We start from the raw sequence: 19,877 nt of genomic DNA, 5'->3' as shown, positions 1-19,877 counted from the left end.
ATCAACAAACTTGGCACACTATTGAGTTCTCAAACAACAGACACACCCGGCACCACCCACACCCCACAGGGTCCAGGATCGCTCCGGAGCAACTTTTCAAACTTACCGGCTGCTTGCATCCTAGTCAAATCGGCGTTCTTGACTTGATTTTCACGAGGAACTTCAGTCAACTTCACCGATCTCCCCTGGGGAGCAGCGCGGGTACTAACTATACCACCAGTTCCCCGGGGAGGCAAAAGCCCCGGCAGGCGGCATCCTGCCCTTCATCCGCCGCCTGCAAGATCCAAGCAAAGGGCCCGGAAACCCCAGGCTTCCGGACCCTTCACCCTCAGACAAGCACGACATCTACCCCACAGGCGCGAACCAGGAAGCTCCGAGCGGCGGCAAGGTGACGGTCAGTGCAGCAGGCAGTCCTTCCGCCCCGGGTGCGGTGGCAAGCAGTTCACCACTATTGATCACACCCGAGCCTCCGTACACCTCGGCGTCGGTGTTGAGCACTTCCTGCCATGCGCCGGCCGACGGGACGCCAAGCACATAATCCTGGTGCGGGCCTCCCGAGAAATTCACGGCGCACACCAGGGGTTTGCCGTCGTGGTCCCAGCGGATAAAGGTCAGCACGTTGCGATCCGCGTCCGCACCGTTGATCCACTGGAAACCGCCAGGCTCGTTGTCCCGGACATGCAGGGCCGGCGTCGAGCTGTACAGCGTGTTCAACTCCTTGGTGAGCAATTGCAGTCCGCGGTGCGAGGGGATGTCGGCAAGGAACCAGTCGAGCCCGTGCTGTTCGGACCATTCAGCCTCTTGGCCGAATTCGGTGCCCATGAAGATGAGCTGCTTGCCCGGGTGCGCCCACTGGTAAGCCATGAACGCCCGCAGGTTGGCAAGCTGCTGCCAGCGGTCGCCGGGCATCTTGCGCAGCATGGACCCCTTGCCGTGCACCACCTCGTCATGGCTGATGGGCAGCAGGAAGTTCTCGGTGAAGGCATAGACCATGGAGAACGTCACCGTACCGTGGTGCCAGCGACGGTTCACCGGGTTTTCGGAGATGTACTTTAGGGAGTCGTGCATCCAGCCCATGTTCCATTTGAGGCCGAATCCCAGGCCGCCATGGTTGGTCGGTGCCGTGACGCCGGGGAACGCCGTGGATTCCTCGGCAATGGTCACTGCGCCCGGGTGGGTCTTGTAGATCGTGGCATTGACCTCTTGGAGGAAGGAGATGGCTTCCAGGTTCTCGCGGCCGCCGTGGACGTTGGGGAACCACTCCCCTTCCTCGCGGGAATAGTCCCGGTAGAGCATGGAGGCCACGGCGTCCACCCGAAGCCCGTCGATGTGGAATTCCTCAAGCCAGTACAGGGCGTTCGCGACCAGGAAGTTGCGAACCTCCGTGCGGCCGAAGTCGAAGATGAGCGTGCCCCAGTCCGGGTGCTCACCGAGGCGGGGATCGGAGTGCTCGTACAGTGGTTCTCCGTCGAAGCGGGCAAGGGCCCATGCGTCCTTCGGGAAGTGGGCTGGGACCCAGTCCAGGATGACGCCGATGCCCGCCTGATGCAGTGAATCGACCAGGAACCGGAACTCATCCGGATGCCCGAAGCGGGAGGTCGGAGCAAAGTAGGACGTGACTTGGTAGCCCCATGAACCACCAAAGGGGTGCTCGGCCACGGGCATGAACTCCACGTGGGTGAAGCCAAGCCACTTCACGTACTCGACGAGGTCCTTGGCCAGCTCCTTGTACCCGAGGCCAAGGCGCCAAGAGCCAAGGTGGACTTCGTAGACACTCATGGGCGAGTTGTGCGGATCCTTGTTGGCGCGCGCCGTCATCCAGGCGTCGTCCTTGAAGCGGTAGCCGGACTCCACCACGCGTGACGCGGTCAAGGGCGGAACTTCGGTGCCGAAGGCGAGTGGGTCGGCTTTTTCCACCCAGTGGCCGGCCTTGGTGAGCAGTTCGAATTTGTAGCATGCTCCTGCTGCGACGCCCGGAATGAAGACCTCCCAGACGCCCGAAGACCCGAGGGAGCGCATGGCATGCTCGCGCCCATCCCAAGAGTTGAAGTCGCCCTTGACGCGGACTGCCTGTGCGTTGGGCGCCCAGACGGCGAAGGAGACGCCGTCCACATCGCCGAGCGGGGAGCGGTAGTGCTGGACGTGGGAGCCCAGGGTGTCCCAGAGCCGCTCGTGCCGACCTTCTCCGATGAGGTGCAGGTCCAGCTCGCCGACGGTTGGAAGGTAGTGGTAAGGATCGTTGATCGTCACCGGTGCGGAATCGCCGTACACAACCTCCAGGCGGTAGTCCGGCACGTGGCCGTGCTGCAGCGGTTCGAGGACCGCCACCCAGATCCCGTCGGTCTCGTGGATCATCGGGGTGGAACCAGCTTCGGTGACTACGCTTACCTCCGCCGCGAGGTGCTTGACCGTGCGGATGGTGACGTGGCCGTGGTCGTCAAGGTGGGCGCCGAGCACCGAGTGCGGCGCATGGTGCGCACCAGCGGCCACCCGGCCCAGGGTAGCGGCGTCCACATACAGCGGGACTCGGGGCCGTTCGGTACGTGCTGAGCCTGTCATTTCCTTACCTTCCGATGTCGCCGCGGCATCCGTGCCGGGGCTCGTATTTCCGAGGAGCTGCCGCGAAGCATTGACCGGAATGGGCAACCAGTCCGGCCTGTTCCGCAGCTCGTAGATCACCTCGTACAAGGCCTTGTCCAGCCACAATGCCACAAACAGTGGCGATTGGCGGTCAATGGTTCCGGGGGTGATGTCGCTGTAGCCGAGCAGGAACGCCTCGGCGCAGTCGTCCACCCACGTAGCGGGAACCCGGGCGCCCGGGTTCTCGCGGATGGCCGCACCGGCCGCGTAGTCGAAGGACCGCAGCATTCCGACGACGTCCCGCAGGGGAACGTCTGGGATGTTACGGTGTTCGATCGGCCTCAGGGGTTCGCCCTCAAAGTCCAGGATCGCCCACCGGGCCGGTTGGCCCGCGGCGCCGGGCACCAAGAGGATCTGGCCCAGGTGAAGGTCTCCGTGGATGCGCTGCAGCGTCCCGGCTTCTTTGCCCGACAGTTGCGTCAGGAGCGCCTCAAGCTGCTGCTCATGGGGCCCGACGGCGGTGCCGGCCTCAGCCCACGACTGGCGGACGCGCCGGGCTACTTCGGGCGCGATGTCCTGGCCCGGAACGCGTTCCCGGGCGGTCCCGAGGGTTTCCGCGAGCCGCAGGTGCACGGTGGCGGTCGCCTGGCCCAGCTGCCGGGCTTCGGTGGCAAAGTCCCTGCCTGATGCCGCAGCGTCGACGGCGAGGCGCCAGGCATCCTGGCCGCCGGCGAGGAATTCGTGGGCAACGGCGAAATCCGCCGAGGCTGTGCCGTGCCGGCCCAGGGGCGTCCTTACTTCCCAGGTTCCGGTAATCCAACCAAGGGTAGAGGGCACTTCCTTCGTTCCCGCCGAGGTCAAGGCCGCGCCGACCTCCACCTCGGGGTTCTTGCCGATCGACAGGACCCGGAAGATCTTCACGATCGCCGGGGACACGCCGTCGTCGACGATCACTGAAGTGTTGGACTGCTCACCGGAAGAGACGCGCACGGTTCCTGTGGCGGCGGGCAGCCGCAGGCTGCCGGGGACCGTATGGCCGTTCGCGGTGCACTCCCCCTCTCCAGGCTCCGCTGAGACCTGACCCCGGATGAGATCGAGCCACGCGGTCACAAAGTCAGGATCGTGGGGGGCGTCGTATACCCAGACGGGCGGGTCTTCATCGCTTGTTCCGCCGATCTGGCCCACTAAGGCAGTTGCCAAGGCGGCCGTGGGCGCTGAGCGGAAGCTGAGCGGTACTTGGATGATGTCAGTCTGCCTCCCGCCATCGGCCGTGGCGTAGGCGACGGAGATGAGCTGGACCTCCAGGCCGGTGCCGGCGGCGGGCGCGGGAAGGCCGAACGAGCCGACGAAATCCAGTTCGAATAGCCCTCCCTTGACCGGAAACCAGCGCTGCCGGGGCAGCCATTCCTTGAGCAGGGAGGCCAGGATCGTGGTGGGTGCCATATGACTCATGTCAGCCTTCGATGGAGAGCACTGGGATGGCCTGGGTGTACGGCGAAGAGCCGGTGGAACCCGCCGAACGTATCCGCAGCCAGAAGAAGTCGTGGCTGCCGAGCGTGAGCGTCAGGGAGCCGTCGGCGCCGATTCCCGGGAACGGCTGGCCTCCGAACACATCCCTTAGGCCTCTTCCGGCGTAGTCAGGGATGTCCAAAGTGGCAGCAACCGGATGTTGGGACAAGTTGAAAACGCAAAGGACGGATTCGGCGTCTTCGCCTTCCGGATTGTCCTCCCGGAGTTCGCGCAAATAGGCAAGAACCGCCTCGTGGTCTGCCGGAACGTTCCGGTAGCCGCCTAGCCCGAAGACCGCGTGGTTCCTCCGGACGCTCAGGATCTGGCGCGTCCAGCGAAGGAGCGAGCCGGAATGGGCCGCTTCGGCCTCGACGTTCGCCATGCTGTAGTTGTAGACCAGCGACTGGATGACGGGCAGGTAGAGCTTTCCGGGGTCGGCATTGGAGAAACCAGCGTTGCGGTCCGGGTTCCATTGCATCGGCGTGCGGACGGCGTCGCGGTCGTCAAGCCAGATGTTGTCTCCCATCCCGATTTCATCCCCGTAGTACAAGAAGGGGCTGCCGGGCAGGGAAAGCAGCAAGGCGTTGATCAGTTCGATCTCGGCGCGGGAGTTGTCAAGCAGGGAAGCGAGCCTGCGCCGGATGCCGATGTTGGCCCGCATTCGCGGGTCCGGCGCGTACCAGCCCAGCATGGCGGCACGTTCGTCCGCGGTGACCATCTCCAGGGTGAGTTCGTCGTGGTTTCGCAGGAAGGTACCCCATTGCGCGCCGGCCGGGATTCCAGGGGTTTCGCGCAGTGTCTCGATGATGGGAGCGGCCTTCTGGTCGCGGAGTGCGTAGTACAGGCGCGGCATGATGGGAAAGTGGAAGGCCATGTGGCACTCCGGTTCTTCCTCCGTGCCGAAGTACTCGACGACGTCGTGCGGCGGTTGGTTGGCTTCGGCGATGATCACGCGGCCGGGGTAGTTCTCGTCCACCATCTTCCGAAGGTCCCGCAGGAAGCCATGGGTGGCCGGCAGGTTCTCGCAGTTGGTGCCTTCTTCTTCGAAGAGGTACGGGATGGCATCTGCCCGGAAGCCGTCAATGCCTTGGTCCAGCCAGAACCTGACGACGTCGTGAACGGCTTCGATGACCTTGGGGTTTTCGAAGTTCAGGTCGGGCTGGTGGCTGAAGAAACGGTGCCAGAAGAACTGCCGGCGGATCGGATCGAACGTCCAGTTCGACTCTTCCGTATCCACGAAGATGATGCGCGCGTCCTGGTACTTCGCGTCGGTGTCACTCCACACGTAGAAGTCGCCGAACGGGCCGTCCGGGTTCTTGCGTGACTCCTGGAACCAAGGGTGTTGGTCCGAGGTGTGGTTCAGCGGCAGGTCGATGATGACCCTGACGCCCCTCGCGTGGGCTTCGGCCACGAGCCGTTTGAAGTCGCTGATGGTGCCGAACTCGTCCAAAACCGACGTGTAATCGGAAATGTCGTAACCACCGTCGCGCAAAGGCGAGGCGAAGAACGGCGGCAGCCACAAACAATCCACCCCGAGCCACTGCAGATAATCCAGCTTGTCGATCAGTCCGTGGAAGTCACCGGAACCGTCGCCATTCGCATCCGCGAAGGCCCTCACCAACACTTCGTAGAAAACAGCCTTCCGATACCAATGAGGGTCATGTTGAAGACCCGGGGCATTCAGCTCGAAAGTGTTCTTCGGCGTGAAGTACTGACTTTGACCCTGCGGATTAAAGCTCACTAAGGCTACCTCCGGATGTTGAGAATGTGTGCCGGTTCTACATGGGCGTCCAGTCGGACGTAGTTGTACTCGCCCCACTCCCAGCTTTCGCCGCTGACCAAATCATCCACCCAGAACTGTCCGTTGGCGGTGAAGTCGGATGGATCCAGCGAAAGAGCGGAGAGATCCAGGGTCACAGTGCTTTCCCTGGTGCCGTGGGGATCGACGTTGACCACAATGATCAAGGTGTCCTTGCTGCCGTCGGGCATGGTCTTGTGCTTGGAGAACACGATCGTTGCGTCATCGGTGCTGTGATGCAACGTCAGGTTCTGCAGGTCACCCAGGGCTGGGTGGGCCTTCCGGATGGCGTTGAGCCGCGTGATGTATGGGGCGAGACTGTGTCCGGAAGCCGCTGCGGCATCCCAGTTGCGGTTCTTGAACTCATATTTCTCGTTGTCGATGTATTCTTCGGCACCGGGACGCGCCACGTGCTCGTACAGCTCGAATCCGGCGTACATGCCCCAGAGCGGGCTGGCCGTGGCTGCCAGTGCTGCGCGGATGCGGAACGCGGCCGGACCGCCGTACTGGAGGTATTCGGTGAGGATATCCGGGGTGTTGACGAAGAAGTTGGGCCTGAAGAAGGCCGGGGTTACGTGGCTGACCTCGTGGAAATACGATTCCAGTTCGGTTTTGGTGTTCCGCCATGTGAAGTACGTGTACGACTGTTGGAACCCTGCCCGTCCGAGTGCGTGCATCATCGCGGGGCGGGTGAACGCCTCGGCGAGGAAAACGACGTCGGGGTACTTCTTGTTGACCTTGCTGATCAGCCATTCCCAGAACCACACCGGCTTGGTGTGGGGGTTGTCCACGCGGAAAATCTTCACGCCGTGGCTCACCCAAAGGAAGACAATCCGCAGGATTTCCTTGGACAGACCCGCCGGATCGTTGTCGAAGTTCAGGGGGTAGATGTCCTGGTACTTCTTGGGCGGGTTTTCGGCATAGGCGATGCTGCCGTCCACGCGGGTGGTGAACCATTCAGGGTTGGTCTTCACCCAGGGATGGTCCGGGGCGGCCTGCAGCGCCAGGTCCAGCGCCACCTCGAGGCCCAGCTCATTGGCGCGGGCCACAAAGGCGTCGAAATCCTCGAACGATCCCAATTCCGGGTGGATGGCGTCGTGGCCGCCGGCTTCGGAGCCGATGGCCCACGGCGAGCCGGGATCCTGCGGACCCGGAGTCAAACTGTTGTTACGTCCCTTGCGGTGCTGGAAACCGATCGGGTGGATGGGCGGCAGGTAGATGACGTCGAAGCCCATGTCCGCAACGGCGTCGAGCCTCTTGGCCGCCGTCGTGAAGTTGCCTGAGGTCCACGTTCCCGTGGTGGGATCGAAAACGGCACCTTCGGAACGGGGGAAGAATTCGTACCAGGCCCCGCGGCCCGCGAGGTCACGCTCCACGAGGAGCGGGTATTGTTCCGAGACGGTTACCAGTTCGCGGATCGGCTGGCGCTCGATGACGGCTGCGACCTCTGCACTGAAGCCGGCGGCAAGTCGCTCCTCGGCAGTCTTGGACGCATCGGCGAGGCCTTCAGAGGCAGCGCGAAGGATGCGCTTGTCCGCTCCGTTTCGCGTGCTTTCGCTGGCCGCTTCGGCGAGCAGGGCGGCGCCCTCGGCGAGCATCAGCTCCACGTCGATGCCGGCCTCGACCTTCACTTCCGCGTTGTGGTGCCACGTGCCGTAGCGATCGTGCCAGGCCTCGATTGCGAAAGTCCAGGCTCCGGGCGCCGTCGGGGTCAGCAGGCCCTCCCAACGGTCGGTTCCCTTGCCACGCTCACCCGGTGCCGGGGCGAGCCGGACTCGTTGGCGTTCCTTGCCTTTGGGGTCCAGCAGGACGGCGCTCACCCCCAGCTGGTCATGGCCCTCACGGAAAACCGTGGCGCCAACCACCAAATCTTCACCAGGCAAGGCTTTGGCCGGGAAACGGCCTTCCTCGATCACGGGCTGCACAGCCGTGATGGGGAATCTGCCGAACCTGAGACCTTCGGTGATACCGGCCTTCTGCTTGGACTTGGATGCTGAGCTGGATCGCGGTGCTGCAGTAGTGGTCACAACCTCGACGTTAGCGAGAAAAATCACATTTTGCGAAGAGGTACGCCAGACTCTTCCGCGCAATGTGTCATTTACCTAAAAGAAACCGAAAGCTGTTCCTGCTGTCTACCGGGTGGATTAGTGTGACGCTCGTGAAGGCAATTCGAAGGTTTACCGTCCGTACCCTGCTCCCCGAGCCGATCCGGCCCCTGGCGCGTCTTGCCATGAATCTGCGCTGGTCGTGGCACCGGCCTACCCGTGAGCTCTTTGCGAGCCTTGACCAGGAATTGTGGGAGGAGAGCCGCCACGATCCGATAAGCCTCCTAGGGTCGATCAGCCGCGATCAGCTGGACCAGCTTGCTTCCAACAATGAACTCGTAGAGCGTGTCCAGCACGCGGCTGCGGACCTGGACCGGTACCTGAGCGAGCCGCGGTGGTACCAGGGCCTGGGTCCGGACGCTCCGGCGTGCATCGCGTACTTTTCCCCGGAGTTCGGGATCACCGAGGTGCTTCCGCAGTATTCCGGAGGCCTGGGGATCCTGGCCGGGGACCATTTGAAGGCCGCTTCGGACCTGGGTGTGCCGCTGATCGGCGTCGGGCTGCTGTACCAGGCGGGTTACTTCAAGCAGTCCCTATCCCGGGACGCCTGGCAGCAGGAAACCTACCCGGTCCTTGACCCGGACGGCCTGCCCCTGACGCTGTTGCGTGAACCGTCCGAGGACGGGACCGGCAAGCCAGTGACGATCGCGCTGCCGCTGCCCAACGGACGCAAGCTCAACGCGCACATCTGGCGGGCCGACGTCGGGCGCGTGCCGCTGCTGCTGCTCGACTCGAACGTTCCGGCCAACGACGACGCCGCGCGCGGGATCACGGACCGCCTCTACGGCGGCGGCGGTGACCACCGCCTGCAGCAGGAACTGCTGCTGGGCATGGGCGGGGTGAAGGCGCTGCGCGTCTACCAGCGCCTCACCGGCACCCCGGCCCCGGAAGTGTTCCACACCAACGAAGGCCACGCCGGGTTCCTGGGCATCGAACGCATCCAGGAACTCATGTCCTCCGAGGCCCCGCTGAGCTGGTCCGAAGCCCTGGCCGCCGGGCGGGCGTCCACGGTGTTCACCACCCACACCCCCGTGCCTGCCGGCATCGACCGCTTCGAGGCCGTGCAGATCAGGCACTTCTTCGACGCCGGCCTGGCCCCGGACGTGCCGGTGGAGAAGGTCCTGGAACTCGGCCGGGAAAACTACGAGGGCGGCAACCCCGCGGTCTTCAACATGGCCGTCATGGGCCTGCGCCTGGCCCAGCGGGCCAACGGCGTGGCCAAACTCCACGGCGTGGTCTCCCGCGAGATGTTCTCCGGGCTCTGGCCAGGCTTTGACCACTCCGAAATCCCCATCACCTCCGTCACCAACGGCGTCCACGTACCCACCTGGGTGGATCCCCGCATCTCTGCCTTGGCCCGCCAGCAATTCGGGACCGAGGCCGAGGCCATGGGCCGTTGGGACCTCGCCTACAACGTCAGCGACGAGGACGTGTGGACGCTGCGGCGTCAACTCCGGGTGTCCCTCGTGGAGGATGTCCGGCGTCGGCTCCGGGCAGCGTGGAAGAAGCGCGGGGCGGCCGATGCCGAGCTGGGTTGGACGGACACCGTGCTGGACCCGGACGTCCTGACGATCGGTTTCGCCCGGCGTGTGCCCACCTACAAGCGCCTGACCCTCATGCTCCGGGACCCGGCCCGGCTCAAGGCGCTGCTGCTGCACCCGAAGCACCCCATCCAGCTGGTCATCGCCGGCAAGTCCCACCCGGCGGATGACGCCGGCAAGAAAATGATCCAGGACCTGGTGAAGTTCACCGACGACCCCGCCGTCCGGCACCGGATCGTGTTCCTGCCCAACTACGACATCGCCATGGCCCGCACCCTGTTCCCGGGCTGCGATGTGTGGCTGAACAACCCGCTCCGGCCCCTGGAAGCGTGCGGGACCTCCGGGATGAAGGCCGCGATCAACGGTTCCCTGAACCTCTCGGTCCTGGACGGCTGGTGGGATGAGATGTACGACGGCGAGAACGGCTGGGCGATCCCGACCGCGAACAACGACGCGTCACCCACAGAACGCGATGACATCGAAGCCGCCGCCCTCTATGAGCTCCTGGAGACCCAGGTGGCCCCGCGCTTCTACGGTTCCACGGTCTCCGCGGACGCCGGCGCCGCCGGGCCCTCGCAGTCCGGCCCGGAAACCATCCCGACGCACTGGGTCTCGATGATCAAGCACACCCTGGCCCACCTCGGCCCGGCAGTCTCGGCCGACCGCATGCTCCAGGACTACGTCAACACCCTCTACCGCCCCGCAGCGGAATCGGGACGGCGTGCCGTGGCCGGCTCTTTCAAGGAAGCGAAGGAACTCGCGGCCTGGATCACGAAGGTCCGCAGCGCCTGGCCTCAGCTGATCGTGGAACACGTCGATTCCGTCGGTGTCTCCGAAGAGCCGCAGATCGGGGACACCCTCCAGGTCAACGCCTACATCGCCCTCCACACCCTGACACCGGACGACGTGAGCGTTGAGGTGGCCTACGGGCGGGCTGAAGAAAGCGATGAACTGGAGGACGTCACCGTGGCCGAACTGAGCTCGTTCGAGGACCTCGGCAACGGGAGGCACCTGTTCACCGGTTCCATCCTGATCAACCGCTCCGGATCCTTCGGCTACACCGTCCGGGTCTTCCCGAAGCACCCCTCCCTCGCATCGAAGGCCGAACTGGGGCTGATCGTGAACGCGTAGCGACAAGCTGGCCGGGTGGGCACCGCCCACCCGCCAGCCGCGCTACTGCTGGAAGACCGTTATGACGGCAAGGTCCCGCCCGGAGTAGGATTCGGCGTTCTGGAGGATTTCGCAAACCAATCCGAAGGACCGGTCTGTCCGGTAAGCCGCCGGGACCTGCCAAATCAAGGTGACGGGTGGTTGGTCGTCCTCGGACACACTGTCTGCGAAATCGTGGAGTGAATCGTTGAGCGCGTCCAGGTCCACCCCGTAGTACTCGGGGAAATCAAGCACTTGGCCGAACACTTCCAAGACGGCCTTCTTGCTTGCTGCCGGCGGCACCAGCACGGTGCGGCGGCCGGCGTCGGACACTTGTTCCTGGAGTTCTTCCAGTGTCCAGGTATCTGCGGAATAGATCTTCATGGTTCCTAGGTGCGGTAGACGTTGATGGTGTTGCCTTGGACGATTTCCCGCTCGCCGGCCGCGACGAGCGCTCCTTGCCGGCGGTCATTGAGTTCCGAAGTGGTCAGGCGTAGCTCGAACATCCGGCTCCCCGTTCCCGATTCGGCGAGCAGTTTGGGCAGGACGATCTTCTTGTCATCCTTGTTGCCGTTGATCACGATCAAGCCGCGGTAAGTGCCGCCCTCGGAGCTCACCAAAAGCTGCACAATCCGCCGTGAGGGATCGTGCCAACGGTCCGCCGTCATGGGCTGGCCTTTTTCATCAAACCAATCCAGGCCCGTCCCGCTGTCCGGGAAGCCTGCGTCTTGGGCTTGCAGGAAATCTCTCCGGAGCCGGATCACCCGTTTGGTGCTCCGCAGCATGTCATGCGATTCGGGTGTCTGCGTCCAGTCGATCCACGTCAGGGGGTTGTCCTGACAATAGGCGTTGTTGTTTCCCTGCTGTGTTCGTCCGAGCTCGTCGCCGGCGGTGATCATGGGCACGCCGATCGAGATCATCAACGTCGTCATGAGGTTCCGCTTCGAAAGGGCACGGGCAGCGAGAATAGTCTCATTTTCCGTGCGGCCTTCGAATCCGTGGTTGTAGCTGAGGCTGTTGGTCTGCCCGTCGCGGTTTTGCTCGCCGTTGGCCTCGTTGTGCTTACGGTCGTAGGACACCAGATCGGTCAGGGTGAAGCCGTCGTGGGCCGTGACGAAGTTGAGCGAGGCGAGCCTGGAGCGTCCTGAAGGTTCAAAGACCCGGGCCGAGCCCGTCAAGGCGTCAGCGAGGTCTCCCATGGTGCTTCCGGACATCCCGCCGTCGGAAGCGCCGCGCTCCGAGAGCCAAAAACGGCGCACGCTGTCGCGGAAATGATCATTCCAGTCCACCCATCCCTTGGGGAACCGCCCGGTCTGCCAGCCGCCATAGCCCACATCCCATGGTTCGGCAATGAGCTTGGTCTTGGAAAGCACCGGGTCCTGGGCGACCCGTTTCAAGAACGGGTGCTCAGGGTCGAATTCATTGCCCGCATTGCGGCACAGCGTCACGGCAAGGTCGAAACGGAAGCCGTCTATGTGGAATTCGTCCGCCCAATATCGCAGCGAGTCAATGGCCAGGTCCACCACCCGGGGTTCGGCGAAGTTAAGGGTGTTGCCGCAGCCTGTCGTATCAAGGTAACGGCCGTGGGCATCGTGGCGGTAGTACTGCCGCTCGCCCAGGCCCCTGAAACTGAAGGTATCGCCGTCGGGCCCGCCTTCCGCCGTATGGTTGTAGACAACGTCGAGGATCACTTCGATCCCCGCGGCATGCAGGAGCTTCACCATGCCCTTGAGTTCGTCCTGGACGGCGTGGGGGCCCGCCTGCTGGGCGGCTTGCGTGGCGTAGTCCGCGTGTGGCGCAAAGAACGCCGCGGTGTTGTATCCCCAGTAATTGGTCAGGCCCAAGTACTGCAGGTGCTGCTCGTCCATGTGGAAGTGGATGGGCAGCAATTGAACGGCCGTCACCCCTAATGAATGGAAGTGCTCGATCATGGCGGGGTGTGCCATGCCCGCGTAAGTGCCGCGGAGGTGCTCGGGGATGTCCGGGTGCAGCATGCTTTGGCCGCGGACGTGCGCCTCGTAGACAATGGTGTCCCGCCACGGCGTGCGAAGCAGGCGATCGCCACCCCAATCGAAAGCCGTTTCCATCCGTACGGAGGTCAGCAGCTCTCCACGCTGGTGCACCGCCTTGCCGTAGGGATCCAGCAACAGCTGCTCGGCGTCGTCGGCGTCAAAGTCCGGAGCAGGAGCCGACAATGGAATCGCGTCCTCGCGGGCTGCTGCGCGGAAGCCGTACCGGGTGCCGGGCGGCAGTCCGTCGACAATCCCGTAGTGCACGCCGTCCTCAAGGTTGGGCAGCGTGTGGACTTTCCAGGAGTCACCGGGGGCCTTGAAGGCGATTTCGACCCGCGTGAGTCCGGGGGCCCACACAGCGACGTTGACCCGGTCCGGCGAACGGGTGTCGCGGCCGGACTTCCCAGGCAGCGGAACACTCAGCCCGAGCGGCGACGGCCGCGAGGCGTCCACTGTAGATGCTGTGTCAACAATCGGCATAACCATTAGTTGAGAGTTTAGTCTCCGACGCCAATTCTCCCTCGCCCGTAGTCGATATGACACTGCCCAAGTCCGGCGGCCGGAATCAAGCCGGCGTCCCCTGCGAACGCAAACAAGCCGTTCACCTGCTGAAACGCCGGATCACCCGGCTCGTTGCGCTTTTCGTGAAACCGGTCGTTTGAGCGGATTGTGTCGGTTGCGCCGGATACGCCTGCCCGCGCATGAGTTCGTATCCTTAGCGCGACCGTTGCATACTTTGGCTATACACCAATGTGGAGGTAATCGTGCGAATCGCTCTTGCTCAACTCATCAGCGGCCGCGAGCCGGCAGAGAACCTGATCCTGTTGGAAGACTACGCCCGCCGGGCCAAGGAGGGCGGCGCCGAGCTCGTGGTATTCCCCGAAGCGACCATGCGGGCGTTCGGGAATTCCCTGCTCGACATCGCCGAGCCCTTGGACGGGCCATGGGCCAGCCAGGTGCGGAAGATCGCCCAGGATCTTGGAATCGTGATCGTGGCCGGAATGTTCACCCCCGGAATAGCCTCCGACGGCACCAGCAACGGCAAGGTCCGGAACACCCTGATCGCCACTGGACCCGGAGTCGACGCCAGCTACGACAAGATCCACCTCTTCGACGCCTTCGGCTTTGCCGAATCAGACACCGTCGACGCCGGCACCGATCCAGTGACGTTCGACGCCGGAGGCCTCACGTTTGGCCTGGCCACGTGCTACGACATCCGTTTCCCTGCCCTCTTCACTGCCAATGCCGACCGCGGAGCCGACGTGAATATCGTGTCTGCTTCCTGGGGAGCCGGGCCGGGCAAGGCGGAACAGTGGAAGCTGCTCGCTCGAGCCCGGGCGATCGACACCACGACCTTCGTGTTGGCTTGCGGGCAGGGCGATCCCGCGAGCCAAGGCCGTGAACCCAGGGGTGCGGCGCCCACCGGAGTGGGGCACTCCGTCGTCGTGTCCCCCTTGGGGAACGTGCTCGCAGAGCTCGACGCCGAACCCGGCCTCTTGTTCGCCGAGCTGGACGCCGCCGTCGTCGAGGAAGCGCGGGTCAAGCTCCCGGTCCTGGCCAACCGCCGCGACTTCTAACGGGAATACTCAAAAGGGAACAGCAACGCCCGCCCACCAAAAGAAGTGAGCGGGCGTTGCTGTATTTGGCGCCATAAGTGAGCGGGCGTTGCTGTATTGGCGCCATAAGTGAGCGGGCGTCGGCGGCTGTGCCGCCACCCAACTGGCTATTTCGCGGCGCGCTGCCTTGAGATTTCGTACAGTGAGATGCCCACGGCCATCGAGGCGTTGAGCGATTCCATGGCGGAGTCGATCGGGATGGAGATGATCTGGTCGCAGTTTTCGCGGACCAGGCGGCTGAGGCCCTTGCCCTCTGAACCCACAACAATGCACACGGGATCGGTGGCCAGGGCGAGATCCGGCAGCGAGACATCGCCGTCGCCGTCCAGGCCCAGCACGAAGATGCCCATCTGCTTGAACTGCTTGAGCGCGTTGTTCAGGTTGGCCGCCCGGGCCACGGGGACGCGGACGGCCGCGCCTGCGCTGGTCTTCCAAGCCGAAGCGGTGACGCCGACTGAGCGGCGTTCCGGGACAATCACGCCGTGCCCGCTGAAAGCGGAAACGGAGCGGATGATGGCGCCCAGGTTGCGGGGGTCGGTGATGCCGTCGAGGGCAACGAAGAGGGGCGCGTTGGGGATGTACCCCTTCTTCCACTTGGTGACCGTCTCTTCGGCGAGGTCGTAGGCGTCCTGGTATTCGTACGGCGGGATCTGCAGCACGAGGCCCTGGTGGACGGCGTCTTCGGTCATGCGGTCGAGTTCGGGCTTGCCGGTCTCGAGCAGCGGGATGCCACGTTCGGCAGCGAGCTTGAGGGATTCCTTGACACGGTCGTCCATCTCGATCCGGATGGCAACGTGCAGTGCCTTCGCGGGGATTCCGGCGCGTAGCGCCTCCACCACGGAGTTGCGTCCGGTGACCATTTCCTCGGTGGCGCGGCCCTTCGGGCCTGAGCGGGCCCCCGGGTTGGAGCGGCTGGCGCCCCCGGCTGCGCGCTTGGCGGCGGACCGCTCGGCAAGCTGCTTGCTCTTGTACGCCTTGTGGTATTCGCGGTCCTCAGCCTTGGGGGTTGGACCCCGGCCTTCCAAGGCCTTTCGACCGTGGCCACCGGTTCCAGTGGTGGGGCCCTTCTTGTTCTTGACAGCCCGGCGACCGTTGTTGGCCATGAATTCCACCCTTGATTGTGTTGAGTACGTCTGCAATCAAGTCTACTGAATCAACTTAAATCGGGACGACGGCGGAAAATCAGTCCCGTTTCAGGCTCCAACTGGTGCCATCGGCGCCATCCTCGACCGCGATGCCGGCTGCCGCAAGAGTGTCGCGGATCGCGTCCGAAGCGGCCCAATCCTTGTTGGCACGCGCCTCGGCGCGCGCCTGCAACTGGGCTTCCACGAGGACCTCCAGGGCCTGGGAAGTCTCGGAATTCTCCTGGACTTCGCCGCGGACGTCGTTCAGTCCAAGCACGGTGGTCATGGCCAGCACGGCCTGGAGCGCCTGCCGGGCCCCGGCGTCTTCCCCGGACGCCAGGGCCGTATTTCCGGCGCGGACGGTCTCGTGCAAGGCGCCAAGGGCCTGTGGGACGTTGAGATCGTCATCCATGGCAGCCGCGAAGGCATCCGGCACGGGACTCGACTCGGGGTGAGCGGCGAACTCGCCTCCGAACTTCTTGGAGGCTTTCGCAATAAAACCGTAGATACGCTCCACGGCAGCCGCAGCCTCTTGAAGCGAGGTGGGCCGGTAGTCCAGGACGGAGCGATACTGCGCCTGGCCAAGGTAGTACCGGACAACGCGCGGACTTGCGAGCTCGAGCATCTCTCCGGGGCTCACTGTGTTGCCCACGGACTTGGACATCTTTTCGCCCTCATACGTGACCATGCCGTTGTGCAGCCAGAAGTTGGCAAACGCGTCGCCCGCAGCCTGCGATTGTGCCATCTCGTTCTCGTGGTGCGGGAAGCGGAGGTCCAATCCGCCGCCGTGGATGTCGAATTGCTGGCCCAGGTACTTCGTGGCCATGGCGGAGCATTCGAGATGCCAACCCGGCCGGCCGGTTCCCCACGGCGATACCCAGCTCGCCGTCGTCGGCTCCCCGTCTTTGTAGCCCTTCCACAGCGCAAAGTCGCGCGGGTCGCGCTTCCTGTTGCTGAATTGCGGCTCGACGTCGGCGGCTCCCTGCATATCGTCGATGTTCTGGCGGGTCAGCGAGCCGTACTTGCTCCAGGAGCGGACATCGAAGTAGACGTCTCCTGAGTTGTCCAGTGCAGGGTAGGCGTGGCCGCGGTCGATAAGCCTTTGAATAAGGGCGTGCATCTCCGGGATGTGGCCGGTGGCGCGAGGCTCGTAGGTGGGGCGGGAAACGCCGAGGATGTCGTAGGCCTGCTCGAATTCCTGCTCGTAGCGGTAGGCCAGAGCCCACCATTCTTCCTCGGCCTTGGCTGTGGGTTCCTCAGCCCAGTCCGGCCCGAAGGACTGGGCCGACTTGGCGAGGATCTTGTCGTCGATGTCAGTGACGTTGCGGACAACGGTGACACGCAGGCCGCGGTATTCAAGCCAACGGGTCAACTGGTCGAAAGCGATCGCGGAACGGACATGTCCCACGTGCGGCATCCCCTGCACCGTGGCACCGCAGTAGTAGACGCTGGCCTTGCCGGCTTCAAGGGGAACGAAGTCGCGGACTTCGGCGGATGCAGTGTCGTAAAAGCGCAGGGTCACCGCTCCAGATTAGCGGATGCGCACCCTCTGGCTTCGTTGCACATCATCTGTCCCTGTTTAGGCGCCGTTTAGGCGCCGTCGCTTGGGGGCGCGGCCTGCACGGCGTAGACGAGCGCCGTGGCAACGGCCGAGATGCCCTCGCCACGCCCCGTGAAACCCAGGCCATCGCTCGTGGTTGCCGTGACGCTGACGGAAGCCCCTGCGGCGGCGCTGAGGACACGCTGGGACTCTTCACGCCTGGGCCCGAACTTTGGCCTATTGGCAACGAACTGCACTGCCACGTTGCCGATCTCGAAACCGGCAGCCCGGACAATCCTGGCCGCCTCCCCCAGGAGTTTCACCCCGGACGCACCGGCGAACTCGGGGCGGTCGATACCGAAATGCGTACCAAGATCACCAATGCCGCAAGCGGAGAAGAGTGCGTCAGCGGCCGCATGGGCAACGCAATCGCCGTCGGAATGCCCGGAAAGCCCGCGTTCCCCCTCCCAAAACAGCCCGCCGAGCCATAACGGCTGCGGATCGTTCTCGGGCGCGTAGGCGTGCACGTCCACCCCGATGCCCGTGCGCGGCAGAATCATCGCCGGGTCTCCAGAGGCGGCCATCAGCCTTCCACCCAGCGGACTCCGAGCGGCCCTTCCAGCAAGCCCTCGGCAATGATGAGATCCAGCGGCGTGGTGATCTTCAGTGATTGGCTAGCGCCGCGGACTGCGTGGACAGGCACGCCGAGAAGCTCGACCAGCATTGCGTCATCGGTGACTGCCGCCGACTGCTTGTCGTCGAACGTCGCGGCCGCCGCGTGGGCGCGCAGCAAAGTCTCATAGTCGAATCCCTGCGGAGTCTGCACGGCACGAAGTTGTTCGCGCGGGGCGGTGCCGGTAACGATCTCCGGCGCGATTCCGGCGTCGTATCCGTCAGTTTCCGCAACCATCTTGACGGTATCCACCACCGGAATGGCAGGAATGACCGCCTTGGCGCCAGACGAGAGCGCGGATGCGACGCGGTGGAAGACCCGTTCGGGAGTCAGTGCACGCGCGGCGTCGTGGACCAGCACAGCGCGCGTGCCCTCAAGGAGCGCCCCAAGGGCGGCGCGGACCGAAGCGGCACGGGTGGATCCGCCGTCGACCACTGTGATCAGCGGACCGTCAGCGCCAAGTTCTTGCCGGAATTGCTCGCAAAGCTCGCGCAACGCCAGGTCCCCTGCGGGGACGGCCACGCAGATCTGCCGGGCAACGTCCGCCGTCGCGACCCCGCGAAGAGCATGGGTGAGGATCGTTTCGCCGCCCAGCGGAACTTTTGCCTTGGGCATGCCGTAGCCAAGCCGCTCCCCGGATCCTGCCGCAACGACGACGACGGCGGTGGCCTCGCGCTGGGATGGTGTAGTCATGCGCCCAAGCCTACGTGGCAAAAGGAAACCCCGGCGGCAGGTTGCCACCGGGGTTCAAATCTGTGAATCTCTGTTAGGAAGCCAGAACTTCGTCGAGAACGCTTGCGGCCTTCTCTTCGTCGGTCTTCTCAGCCAATGCCAGTTCTGAAATCAGAATCTGACGGGCTTTGGCCAGCATTCGCTTTTCACCTGCGGAAAGGCCGCGATCGTGATCACGGCGCCAAAGATCGCGGACGACCTCTGCAACTTTGATGACGTCGCCGGAAGCAAGCTTCTCCAGGTTTGCCTTGTAGCGACGGGACCAGTTGGTGGGCTCTTCAGTGAACTCGGCGCGGAGAACGTCAAATACGTGCTCCAAGCCTTCCTTGCCCACTACGTCGCGAACCCCAACAAGGTCTACGTTTTCTGCTGGAACTTCAATGGTCAGATCACCCTGAGCCACCTTGAGCTTGAGATACATTTTCTCTTCGCCCTTGATAGTGCGCATCTTGATTTCTTCAATTTTTGCTGCACCGTGGTGAGGGTAAACTACTGTCTCGCCGACCTCAAAAACCATGTGGACTTTCCCCTTTCCCGCAGACCAGTTTATCACGCTTAAGGCATACGATTGGCACGGAAAGGGGTCCTGAGCCCAGTAAATACGCGGAAAATGGCCTTTTCGGCCCTCCGGCACCCTCTTGACGGGAGGGCGCAAAAGTGCATAGGACCCAGCGTTCCGGCTGACCCTACTCCTTCCGGAGGGCCGCCACAATGGTGATCGGAATCCTTGTTCCTGCCAGTTTGCCGATAGGCTATGGCTGAAAAGTGTTCCAATGACTCTTAGAGGAGTACGTGTCGTGCGCATTACTGCGATGAACCGTGTCCAGCGCGGCAAAATGGCGATGGCTGCGGCCGCCATCAGCATCGGTCTCTTGTCCGTGACCGGCTGTGGCTACATCAACCCCCAGCAGACCAACGAGCAGTATTCTCCGTCTGACGGCGTCAGGGAAGACCTCGGTCCGCTTCAGCTGCGCAACATGCTCATCGTCTCCACGGACGCCAACAAGCCAGGACGCGTCATTGGTGCCGTGTTCAACACTTCCTCAAGCGATGCAACCCTCACGATCAGTGGCGCAGGCGGGTCACAGGCAACCATTCCGGTCAAGGCCAAGTCCCAGACCTACCTCAACGAGACCACCGACGCCGCCGTTCTGAGCACGAGCGGCGGAGCCACGGGTTCCATGGTTTCCGTGACCATCAAGACCGGCTCCGATTCCCGCGCCGTGCAGTTGCCGGTCCTGGACGCTTCCTTGAAGGAATACACGAAGTACCTCCCCACCGTTTCCGCTTCTCCGAGCCCCTCGGCCAGTGGTTCCGCCACCCCAAGCAGCGGGTCCACCTCCTCGAGCAGCAGCTCGACCCCGACGCCGAGCGCCACCGGCCACTAGGCGGCCGGCGGCTGGCGTCGCTCAAGGCCGGCTCCTCGAAGTCAACCGGCTCAACGAAGTCAAAAGGAAGGGCTCCCACGATGGGAGCCCTTCCTTTTCGCTGTTGTCAT

Annotated in this window: 13 protein-coding genes; 3 read left to right on the top strand and 10 right to left on the bottom strand. The window is 63.7% G+C overall.

All coding sequences use genetic code 11. The features are described from left to right. Positions 1-345: 345 nt before the first annotated feature. Genes AB0323_RS22605 through AB0323_RS22595 form a run of 3 tightly spaced genes read right to left on the bottom strand, consistent with a single transcriptional unit; the run spans position 346 to position 7,914 of the window. The gene (locus AB0323_RS22605) at positions 346-4,023 is read right to left on the bottom strand and encodes a 1,4-alpha-glucan branching enzyme (protein WP_366179328.1); all 3,678 of its coding nucleotides are present in this window, start codon (positions 4,021-4,023) and stop codon (positions 346-348) included. 10 nt (positions 4,024-4,033) lie between these two features. Further along, the gene (gene treS, locus AB0323_RS22600) at positions 4,034-5,830 is read right to left on the bottom strand and encodes a maltose alpha-D-glucosyltransferase (RefSeq protein ID WP_366179323.1); all 1,797 of its coding nucleotides are present in this window, start codon (positions 5,828-5,830) and stop codon (positions 4,034-4,036) included. Positions 5,831-5,835: 5 nt separating this feature from the next. Further along, positions 5,836-7,914 carry an alpha-1,4-glucan--maltose-1-phosphate maltosyltransferase gene (locus AB0323_RS22595; protein ID WP_366179322.1) on the bottom strand — a complete coding sequence of 693 codons (2,079 nt, stop codon included), beginning with the start codon at positions 7,912-7,914 and terminating at the stop codon, positions 5,836-5,838. A 131-nt stretch (positions 7,915-8,045) separates the two neighbouring features. On the opposite strand from AB0323_RS22595, the gene glgP reads away from it, so the two are divergent. Continuing rightward, complete coding sequence (glgP, locus tag AB0323_RS22590) at positions 8,046-10,664, top strand: alpha-glucan family phosphorylase (RefSeq protein WP_366179321.1); 2,619 nt, start codon at positions 8,046-8,048, stop codon at positions 10,662-10,664. A 42-nt stretch (positions 10,665-10,706) separates the two neighbouring features. Here the strand turns inward: glgP and AB0323_RS22585 are convergent, their stop codons facing one another. Beyond that, entirely contained in the window at positions 10,707-11,066 is a 360-nt protein-coding gene (locus AB0323_RS22585; RefSeq protein WP_366179320.1) for a barstar family protein, read from the bottom strand. A gap of 5 nt (positions 11,067-11,071) precedes the next feature. Further along, positions 11,072-13,180, bottom strand: a complete 2,109-nt coding sequence (glgX, locus tag AB0323_RS22580) for a glycogen debranching protein GlgX (RefSeq protein ID WP_366179319.1) — start codon at positions 13,178-13,180, stop codon at positions 11,072-11,074. A gap of 278 nt (positions 13,181-13,458) precedes the next feature. On the opposite strand from glgX, the gene AB0323_RS22575 reads away from it, so the two are divergent. Continuing rightward, positions 13,459-14,271: a carbon-nitrogen hydrolase family protein gene (locus tag AB0323_RS22575; RefSeq protein ID WP_366179318.1), complete on the top strand. Its 813-nt coding sequence runs from the start codon at positions 13,459-13,461 to the stop codon at positions 14,269-14,271. A gap of 146 nt (positions 14,272-14,417) precedes the next feature. Here AB0323_RS22575 and rlmB read toward each other — a convergent pair whose 3' ends face one another. From rlmB to AB0323_RS22550, 5 genes are all read right to left on the bottom strand, one after another. Next, a complete protein-coding gene (rlmB, locus tag AB0323_RS22570) occupies positions 14,418-15,413 on the bottom strand; it encodes a 23S rRNA (guanosine(2251)-2'-O)-methyltransferase RlmB (RefSeq protein ID WP_364542934.1) in 996 nt (331 codons plus the stop codon). A 79-nt stretch (positions 15,414-15,492) separates the two neighbouring features. Then, on the bottom strand, positions 15,493-16,956 hold the full coding sequence (gene cysS / locus AB0323_RS22565) for a cysteine--tRNA ligase (RefSeq protein ID WP_366179317.1): 1,464 nt from the start codon (positions 16,954-16,956) through the stop codon (positions 15,493-15,495). 68 nt (positions 16,957-17,024) lie between these two features. After that, a complete protein-coding gene (gene ispF / locus AB0323_RS22560) occupies positions 17,025-17,534 on the bottom strand; it encodes a 2-C-methyl-D-erythritol 2,4-cyclodiphosphate synthase (RefSeq protein ID WP_366179327.1) in 510 nt (169 codons plus the stop codon). A gap of 23 nt (positions 17,535-17,557) precedes the next feature. Then, entirely contained in the window at positions 17,558-18,340 is a 783-nt protein-coding gene (ispD, locus tag AB0323_RS22555; RefSeq protein WP_364542809.1) for a 2-C-methyl-D-erythritol 4-phosphate cytidylyltransferase, read from the bottom strand. 73 nt (positions 18,341-18,413) lie between these two features. Further along, complete coding sequence (locus AB0323_RS22550; protein ID WP_011690592.1) at positions 18,414-18,896, bottom strand: CarD family transcriptional regulator; 483 nt, start codon at positions 18,894-18,896, stop codon at positions 18,414-18,416. 295 nt (positions 18,897-19,191) lie between these two features. On the opposite strand from AB0323_RS22550, the gene AB0323_RS22545 reads away from it, so the two are divergent. Continuing rightward, positions 19,192-19,767, top strand: a complete 576-nt coding sequence (locus AB0323_RS22545; protein ID WP_366179326.1) for a hypothetical protein — start codon at positions 19,192-19,194, stop codon at positions 19,765-19,767. Positions 19,768-19,877 lie beyond the last annotated feature (110 nt).

It is taken from the genome of Arthrobacter sp. NPDC080031, from assembly GCF_040702485.1.
Classification (GTDB): Bacteria; Actinomycetota; Actinomycetes; order Actinomycetales; family Micrococcaceae; genus Arthrobacter.
Note: the sequence above shows the minus strand (reverse complement) of the source record. Positions and strands in the feature narration are given on the sequence as shown.